Source organism: Kribbella sp. NPDC004138, from assembly GCF_053603655.1.
In genome coordinates this window covers 1-8000 of sequence record NZ_JBSGFZ010000056.1, presented here as the reverse complement: position 1 = coordinate 8000, position 8000 = coordinate 1, and the positions used below count along the sequence as shown (strand labels likewise).

Annotated in this window: 9 protein-coding genes; all 9 read left to right on the top strand. The window is 70.4% G+C overall.

Annotated elements, in window-relative coordinates; all coding sequences use genetic code 11:
- Window positions 1–196: 196 nt before the first annotated feature.
- The 9 genes from ACWEOO_RS41765 to ACWEOO_RS41725 all read left to right on the top strand — a co-directional run bounded on the left by ACWEOO_RS41765 (window position 197) and on the right by ACWEOO_RS41725 (window position 7735).
- Window positions 197–952 carry a ferredoxin reductase gene (locus ACWEOO_RS41765; protein ID WP_452147790.1) on the top strand — a complete coding sequence of 252 codons (756 nt, stop codon included), beginning with the start codon at window positions 197–199 and terminating at the stop codon, window positions 950–952.
- Window positions 949–1185: a DUF6510 family protein gene (locus tag ACWEOO_RS41760; RefSeq protein WP_452147789.1), complete on the top strand. Its 237-nt coding sequence runs from the start codon at window positions 949–951 to the stop codon at window positions 1183–1185. Before ACWEOO_RS41765 ends, ACWEOO_RS41760 begins: the two co-directional genes overlap by 4 nt.
- An 84-nt stretch (window positions 1186–1269) precedes the next feature.
- Window positions 1270–3999, top strand: a complete 2730-nt coding sequence (locus ACWEOO_RS41755) for an ATP-binding protein (RefSeq protein ID WP_452147788.1) — start codon at window positions 1270–1272, stop codon at window positions 3997–3999.
- 77 nt (window positions 4000–4076) lie between these two features.
- Window positions 4077–5522, top strand: a complete 1446-nt coding sequence (locus ACWEOO_RS41750; RefSeq protein ID WP_452147787.1) for a dihydrolipoyl dehydrogenase family protein — start codon at window positions 4077–4079, stop codon at window positions 5520–5522.
- Between the two features lie 14 nt (window positions 5523–5536).
- The gene (locus tag ACWEOO_RS41745; protein WP_452147786.1) at window positions 5537–5824 is read left to right on the top strand and encodes a hypothetical protein; all 288 of its coding nucleotides are present in this window, start codon (window positions 5537–5539) and stop codon (window positions 5822–5824) included.
- Window positions 5824–6135 (top strand): hypothetical protein, encoded by a 312-nt coding sequence (locus ACWEOO_RS41740; RefSeq protein WP_452147785.1) that lies wholly within the window; start codon window positions 5824–5826, stop codon window positions 6133–6135. Before ACWEOO_RS41745 ends, ACWEOO_RS41740 begins: the two co-directional genes overlap by 1 nt.
- A 61-nt stretch (window positions 6136–6196) precedes the next feature.
- Window positions 6197–7054, top strand: coding sequence for a DUF427 domain-containing protein (locus tag ACWEOO_RS41735; RefSeq protein ID WP_452147784.1), 858 nt, complete (start codon window positions 6197–6199; stop codon window positions 7052–7054).
- Between the two features lie 151 nt (window positions 7055–7205).
- Window positions 7206–7313, top strand: a complete 108-nt coding sequence (locus ACWEOO_RS41730; protein ID WP_452147783.1) for a hypothetical protein — start codon at window positions 7206–7208, stop codon at window positions 7311–7313.
- Window positions 7313–7735 carry a VOC family protein gene (locus ACWEOO_RS41725; RefSeq protein ID WP_452147782.1) on the top strand — a complete coding sequence of 141 codons (423 nt, stop codon included), beginning with the start codon at window positions 7313–7315 and terminating at the stop codon, window positions 7733–7735. Before ACWEOO_RS41730 ends, ACWEOO_RS41725 begins: the two co-directional genes overlap by 1 nt.
- Window positions 7736–8000: the final 265 nt, after the last annotated feature.

The following is an 8000-nucleotide window of genomic DNA, read 5'->3' as shown; positions in this document are numbered from 1 at the left end:
GGATCGGCACCCGCCTGCACAACGACAAGGGCACCGTCGTCCACCTGGCGCCGGACCCCGAGAAGCTGCACCTGTTCTCGACCTCCACGGAGGACAGCCTGAACGCTTGAGAAGGCCCGGGGCAGGACTGGGGAGTTCCCGGGGGCGCGGCGGATGCGCTGGGTGATCGAATCGAAGACCCGAACGACGGAGCCTCGTGGAAAGAACAGCGTTTCAGCCGCGACTGAGCTGGCAGACCGGGACCGTGGTCGAAGCGGTCCAGGAGACCGCACGTGCCCGCACGATCAAGCTCGCCGTTCCTGAGTGGACGACCCACCGCGCCGGGCAGCACGTGGACGTGCGGCTGACCGCGCCCGACGGGTACCAAGCCCAGCGGAGCTACTCGATCGCGTCGGCGCCCGAGGACGAGTACGTCGCGCTGACCGTCGAGCGGATCGAGAACGGCGAGGTCTCGCCGTATCTCGTCGACGAGCTGCGGGTGGGGGACGAACTCGAGCTCCGCGGCCCGGTCGGCGGGTACTTCGTGTGGGGCGACGAGTTCGGCGGACCGTTGTTCCTGGTGGCAGGCGGGTCGGGTCTCGTCCCGCTGCGGTCGATGCTGCGGCACCACCGTGCGGCCGGCAGCCGGGTCCCGGTGCGGGTGCTGTGCTCGGCCCGGTGCCTGGACCTGCTGATCTACCGTGACGAGTTGATGGAGATCGCAGCGTACGACCTGTTCGACATTTCGGTCACGTTGACGCGGGAGCCGGCGAGCAGCTGGCGGGGGTACCGGCGGCGGATCGACGGCGAGCTGCTGACGGAGACCGGCTGGCCGGCCGCGGACCGGCCGCTGACCTACATCTGCGGGCCGACCGGCTTCGTGGAGGCCGCGGCGAACGATTTGGTTGCGTTGGGCCACGATCCGCTCCGGATCCGGACCGAACGCTTCGGTGGAACGGAGGTGGCACGATGACACCGGTGGACGGCAACGCGATCGCCGGCCTGCTGCAGGACCTTTTCGGCCGCGATGTCACCGCGGGCGGCTATGCCTGCCAAGATTGCGGCCGTACGGGGTACGTCGCCGAGCTGGCGGTCTACCCGAACGGTCCGGGGATCGTCGGGCGGTGCCGGAGCTGCGACGCGGTGCTGCTGATGATCACCGAACGTCAGGGCAGGTACTGCGTCGACTCGGGTGGACTGTCCTGAGGCCTGTCAGGGACAGCGTGGATGAGCTCTCGGGGTTGGTGAGTCCGCTCCGGGCCGGAGAGGTGGCGACGTACACTCCGCAACGTGTTGCACGATCGCCGGGACGAGAGTCGGCTGCTGAGCGGCCTGCTCGATGCTGTCCGCGCGGGTCGCAGCCGCAGTCTCGTCGTGTGCGGGGAGGCCGGCGTCGGCAAGACCGCGTTGCTCGACCACTTCGTCGGGCAGGCGACCGACTGCCGGGTGGCGTCGGTGGCCGGCGTCGAGGCCGAACAGGAATTGGCCTTCGCGGGCCTGCACCAGATCTGCCGGCCGTTCCTGGATCGGCTCGACGTCCTCCCGGAACCGCAGCGCAACGCGCTGTCGACCGCCTTCGGGCTGCGGTCCGGGCCGCCTCCCGACCCCTTCTTGATCAGCCTGGGCACCTTGAGCCTGCTGGCCGAGGCGGCGACCAGACAGCCGCTGGTCTGCATCGTCGACGACGCGCAGTGGTTCGACGCCGCGTCGCTGCAGGCGCTCACCTTCGCCGCCCGGCGCATGGTCGCCGAGCGGATCGCGATGGTGTTCGCGGCACGGGACTGTGCTGCGGCCAAGGATTTTGACGGCATCCCGGAGTTGGTGCTCGAAGGGCTCGCCGACGACGACGCGCGCGAGCTGCTCCGCTCGGTACTGCCCGGTCCCGCGGACGCGCAGGTGCTCGATCAGATCGTCGCGGAATCACGAGGGATTCCGCTCGCGCTGATCGAGGCGCCGCGGACGCTCGGCCCGGCGCGGCTGGCCGGTGGATTCGGTCTGCCGGGGTCGCAGCTCGTGCCGCCTTCGGTCGAGGAGACCTACGTTCGCGCGCTGAACGAGCTGCCCGCCGACTCCCGGCGGCTGCTGGTGATCGCGGCGGCCGAGCCACTCGGCGACCCGATGCTGACGTGGCGCGCCGCCGAGACGCTCGGCATCGGTCTGCCGGCCGCCGGGCCGGCGGAGGCGTCCGGCCTGGTTGAGCTCGGGACGCGATTCCGGTTCCGGCACTCGCTGGTTCGGTCGGCCGTCTACCGTTCGGCCGCGCCGGACGAGCTCCGCCAGGCACACGCCGCGCTCGCGTCGGTCACCGATCCGGACACCGATCCCGATCGGCGAGCTTGGCACCGTGCGCAGGCGGTGAACGGTCCGGACGAGGACGTCGCCGCCGAGCTCGAGGAGTCGGCCGCGCGGGCGCAGGGCCGCGGCGGCCTGATCGCCGCCGCCGCCTTCCTGTCGCGGGCGGCGGAGCTGAGCGGCGAGGCGGCGCGTCGTACGGAACGGGCGATCGCCGCCGCCCGGGCCTATCACCAGGCCGGGCATGCCGACGACGCGCTGCGGCTGCTGCCGGTCGCCGAGGCCGGCCGGCTCGACGACCGGACGCGGGCTGGGATCGACCTGCTCCGGGCGCAGATCGCGTTCACCGCCAACCGTGGCGCCGACGCGCCACCGCTGCTGCTACGGGCGGCACGGAACCTGGAGACCATCGACCCGCGAACGGCTCGTGAGACGTACTTGGACGCGGTGTTCGCGGCGATGTTCGCCGACGACTGCTTGTCCTCGAAGAGCCTCGGTGAGGTTGCCGCGGCGGCCCGGAACGCGGTCCGGCCGAGCTCTCCGAGTGCGACCGACCTGCTGCTGGACGGCCTGGCGCTGCGCTTCACGGAAGGCTATGCGGCCGCGGTACCGCTGCTGACCGATGCGCTGGCGGCCTTCCAGGAGCTGGAGCTGACGACCGAGTCGATGCAGTGGTTCTGGCTCGCGCACATCGTGGCCGGCAATCTCTGGAACGAGCAGACCCTCGACAACCAGCGCCACCTCGACATGGCGCGTGAACTCGGGGCGATGGCGACGCTGCCGCTGGCGCTCAGCGTCCGGATGGGTGCGCACGTGCTGACCGGTGAGCTTCAGCAGGCCGCTGGACTGCGGACCGAGCTCGACGCGGTGAACGAGGTCACCGGCTTGCCGATGGCTCCGTACGGTGCCTTGCTGCTGGCCGCCTGGCAAGGCCATGAGCAACGCGCCCGCGCGTTGATCGTGCAGGCGGAACTGGAGGCGAAACGTCGCGGAGAGAGTTTCGGACTGATCCTGACCGGGATGGCCGCCGCAGTCCTGAACAACAGCCTGGGGCGGTACGACGAGGCGTTCACCGAGGCGGCGAAAGCCTCGCAGCGGCCGCCGGTCATGGGCGTCGAGCCGTGGGCCGTGCTGGCCGAGCTGACGGAAGCAGCAGTGCGGCTGGGGCGTCGCACCGAGGCCGAGGTGGCCTGCGAGCGGTTGGCCGAGACGACCCAGGCCACGCGGACGGCGTGGGGACTCGGCGTCGAAGCGAGATGCCGGGCGCTGCTCGCGGCCGACGACGACGCGGAGGCGCACTACCGCGCGGCGATCGAGCACCTCGCGCAGACGCGGATCCACGGCGAGCTCGCCCGCAGTCACCTCCTGTACGGCGAGTGGCTCCGCCGGGCGGCCCGCGTGACCGAGGCGCGAGCCGAGCTGCGGACGGCGTACGAGCAGTTCGAGCGGATGGGGATGCAGGCGTTCGCGGAGCGATCAGCCGGCGAGTTGCGGGCGGCCGGTGACTCGGTGCCGACGAACCCAGGCCCGGAGACGCCGGACCTGCTGACCGCGCAGGAGGCGCAGATCGCCCGGCTGGTCGCGGACGGCCTGTCCAACGCGGAAATCGCCGCTCGGCTCTTCCTCAGCCCGCGAACGGTCGAATGGCACCTCGGCAAGGTGTTCGCGAAGCTCCAGTTGACGTCCCGCAGGCAGTTGCGGCATCAGCAGTTGCCTGGCTCCGGCTGAGCCCGGGGATCACCGGTGCCGCACACCGGGGATCTGACGGACGCGGTACCGGGGCCGGCTGGCGCACAGTCGCTGTCGTGACCAGTACAGAGGAAACGCAGGAGTTCGACGTTGTCGTGATCGGTGCCGGGCCGATCGGCCAGTCGCTGGCCGACCGGGCCCGGGCCGGTGGCCTGACGGTGGCTGTCGTCGAGCGTGAGCTCGTCGGCGGCGAGTGCTCGTACTGGGCCTGCATCCCGAGCAAGGCGATGCTGCGGCCGGTGGTCGCGATCGCGGAGGCGATGGAGGTCGACGGCGCGCGGGAGGCGGTGACAGGATCGATTGACGCCAAGGGCGTTTTCGGTCGCCGCGACCGGTACGTGACCGACTGGGACGACACCGGTCAGGCGAAGTGGGTCGGCAGCATCGGCGCGACCCTGGTTCGCGGCCACGGCCGGCTCGACGGTCCGCGCCGGGTCGCGGTGACGACGGCCGACGACCGGGTGGTGGTGCTGACGGCACGACAGGCGGTAGCGATCTGCACAGGCAGCATCGCCGCGGCGCCGGACCTCCCGGGTATCGCCGAAGCACGGCCCTGGACGAACCGGCATGCGACCGACAGCAGCGTGGTACCGGACCGGCTGGTGGTCGTCGGCGGCGGCCCCGTCGGCGTCGAGATGGCGACCGCCTGGCACGGGCTGGGCGCGGAAGTCACCCTGATCGCACGCGAGCACCGACTGCTGACGCAGATGGAGCCCTTCGCGGGCGAGTTGGTGGCCGAAGAGCTGACCGCCGAGGGCGTGACGGTGCGGACGGCATCGATCGTCGAGTCGTTGCGTCGCCCCGTCGAGAGCGGGCCGGTGACGGTTGTACTCGACGACGGAGGCACGGTCGAGGCCGACGAGGTGCTGTTCGCGATCGGGCGGATCCCGTTGACCGGCGACATCGGTCTGGACACGGTCGGGCTGCCGTCCGGGACCTGGCTCGACGTCGACGACACCTGCCGGGTCCGCGGTGTCGACGACGGTTGGCTGTACGCGCTCGGCGACGTGAACCACCGGGCGCTGCTCACCCACCAGGGCAAGTACCAGGCGCGGATCGCCGGCCAGGCGATCGTCGACCAGGCCGCCGACCGGCCGCTCGAGCTGACCAGCTGGGGGCCCCACGTCACCACCGCCGACGCTGCCGCCGTACCGCAGGTGGTCTTCACCACGCCCGAGGCGGCATCCGTCGGACGGACGGCGGCCAGGGCTGCGGCGGACGGCTTCCGGACCCGCGTGGTCGACGTCGAGATCGGTGAGGTCGTGGTCGGCGCCAAGCTGTACGCCGACGGGTACCGCGGCCGCGCGCGGATGGTCGTGGACGAGGACACCCGGACCCTGCTCGGCGTCACGTTCGTCGGCCCGGGGGTGACCGAGCTCCTGCACTCGGCGACGGTGGCGGTCGCGGGTCAGGTCACGATCGACCGGTTGTGGCACGCGGTCCCGTCGTTCCCGACCATCAGCGAGGTCTGGTTGCGCCTCCTCGAGGCGTACCGAGGCTGAAGGAGCGTGCGGGCATGATCGACTGGGAAGAGGTGACGCCGGCCGAGGTCGAGCGGGCGATGGACGAGTACGACCGGCTGGGTGCCGAGCCGTTCTTCGCCGAGCACGGGTTCGCGCCCACGACGACGTACGAGCTGGTCCGCGACGGGCGGACGTACCCGCCGAAGGCGATCCTGGGTACGGCCTTCGAGTTCGCGACCGGACACCGCTTGGCGTCCGCCGACTTCGAGGGCGGCAAAGCAGGTGCGGTGAAGGTGCTCGGACAGCTGGGCTTCACCGTGCAGCGGAAGGGGGAGCGGTGATGGAGCCTCTGAGCAACGGACAGGTTGTCGGCCCCGCGGACATCGCGCGGGCGGTGACCGCGGCCCCGCTCCGATACGGCGACGGGGCGCGGCAGGTGTTCGAGGCGTCGGGCGCCACGACGTACACCGAAGGCAGCAGCGCAACGCAGGGGACGTGGTCGGTGGAGGACGGCAGGTTCAGCTCGTTCTGGCCGCCGTCCTATCGGGCGACCTACGAGCTGCGATGGATCGTCGAGGACAGGACCGCGGTCGGACTGACATTCGTCGACCAGGCGCGGGGATCGCGGTTCGATGGGCGGTACGAGCGGTAGCACGCGAAGGCCCCGGCCGATGTCGACGGTGGCGAGCCGCTGATCTGAGAGGAGTAGTGCGATGGGGTTGGCGTGGCAGCAGGGGCCGTTGGCTGGTGGAGCGGTCGGGAGGTTTCTGGTTCCGGTGGAGCTGCCGGAGCGGTTGTTGTTCGCGGAGCCGTCGCGGCGGCGGATGCGGGTGCGGTTCGGTGACAGCTGGATTGCCGACAGCGAGGACGTCATCCTGCTGCACGAGCCGGGCCGGTATCCGGTGGCGTATTTCCCGCTCGAGGACGTCGTGCCCGACGTACTGACGGCCGAGGACCGGACGACGAAGCACAAGGATCTCGGTACTACGACGTGGTTCACGGTGACGGCCGGTGATGCGCAGAAGGCCCGTGCAGCGTGGCAACACACGGACCTCCCGGACCACGCCGGCGACTTGAAAGGGCGGGTTGCGTTCGCGTGGCGGGCCATGGATGCCTTCTACGAGGAGGACGAGCGGATCGTCGGGCATGCGGCCGACCCGTATCACCGCATCGACATCCGGCAGACCAGTCGGCATCTGGTGGTCCGGGACGGCGACCGGGTCGTCGCGGACTCGTCCCGGCCGGTGGTGCTGTACGAGTCCGGCTTCGCGCCGCGCTGGTACGTACCGCGCGAAGACGTCGACACCACCGCCCTGACCGCGGTCGAGGGCCAGACCTTCTGTCCGTACAAGGGCCTGTGCAGCTACTACGACATCGGCGCCGCGCACCGGGCAGCCTGGTCCTACGAGGACGCCTGGACCGAGGTACGGCGGATCTCCGGACTGGTGTCGTTCGAGCCGGACAAGGTCGAGGTGGAATTGGACGGCACGCGGCTGCGGTTGGAGCCTGGCCAGGGAGTGGTCTCCCACGGTGTCGACCGTGACCTGACGGTGGAGGAACTGTCCGGATGAGCGAAGCGACTGTGGTGTCGGTGACGTTCGCCAGGAGCGGCGTCTCGACTCCGATGCCTGACGGCAGTCTGCTCGAGCTGGCTGAGGCATGTGACGTCCCAGCCGCTGGAGCTGTCGCACGGGCGTTTGCCACAACTGCATCACGCCACCGTTGTCGGGTGAGCTCACGTACTCGCTCGCGCCCCTCGAACCACCACCGGACGGCCAGGTGCTGATCTGCCGCTCCCGTCCGGCCACCGACCTCGTTCTGGACATGTGATGGACTATTCGATCCAAGTACTCACGATCCCCGTCAGCGATGTGAACGCGTCGCTGGCCTTCTACAAGTCGCTGGGCTTCGCCGTCGACGTCGACTACCACCCGCGCGACGGGTTCCGTGTCGTGCAGATGACGCCACCGGGATCGGCCTGCTCGATCCAGTTCGGCGAAGGGCTGACGGACGCATCGCCGGGGTGTTCGCGGTCGAACTGTCTCGTGGTCCGCGACCTCGCGGCGGCGCACGCAGATCTCGTTGCCCGAGGCATCAAGGTCGGCGACATCCGGCACAAGGCACCGGTCGACACCTGGGCCGGCGACTTCGCACCAGGAGTCGATCCTCAGCGCCGGCCGTACGCAAGCCTTGCCGACTTCGCCGACCCGGACGGCAACACCTGGATCCTCCAGGAGATCAGGGCCACCTGACCTGCGCCCGAAGCGGAGATGGTCGTGTACATGTCAGGGCGCGGCACGCCGGCGCGAACACGCGAGGTGCACCGCGTTCACCCTCACCTTCGAAAGGCGATTGATGACGATTCAGACACCACCCGATCCGGGCGCGGCCGACCTGGCGAAGCAGTTGCCGGCGGCGATCGTGAGGTACCTGCGCGAGGCCGATCCCCAGCGCAAGGCGAATGCCCACGACCTGTTGTCGGCGTTCGCGGCCGACGCGACGGTGATCGACGACGAC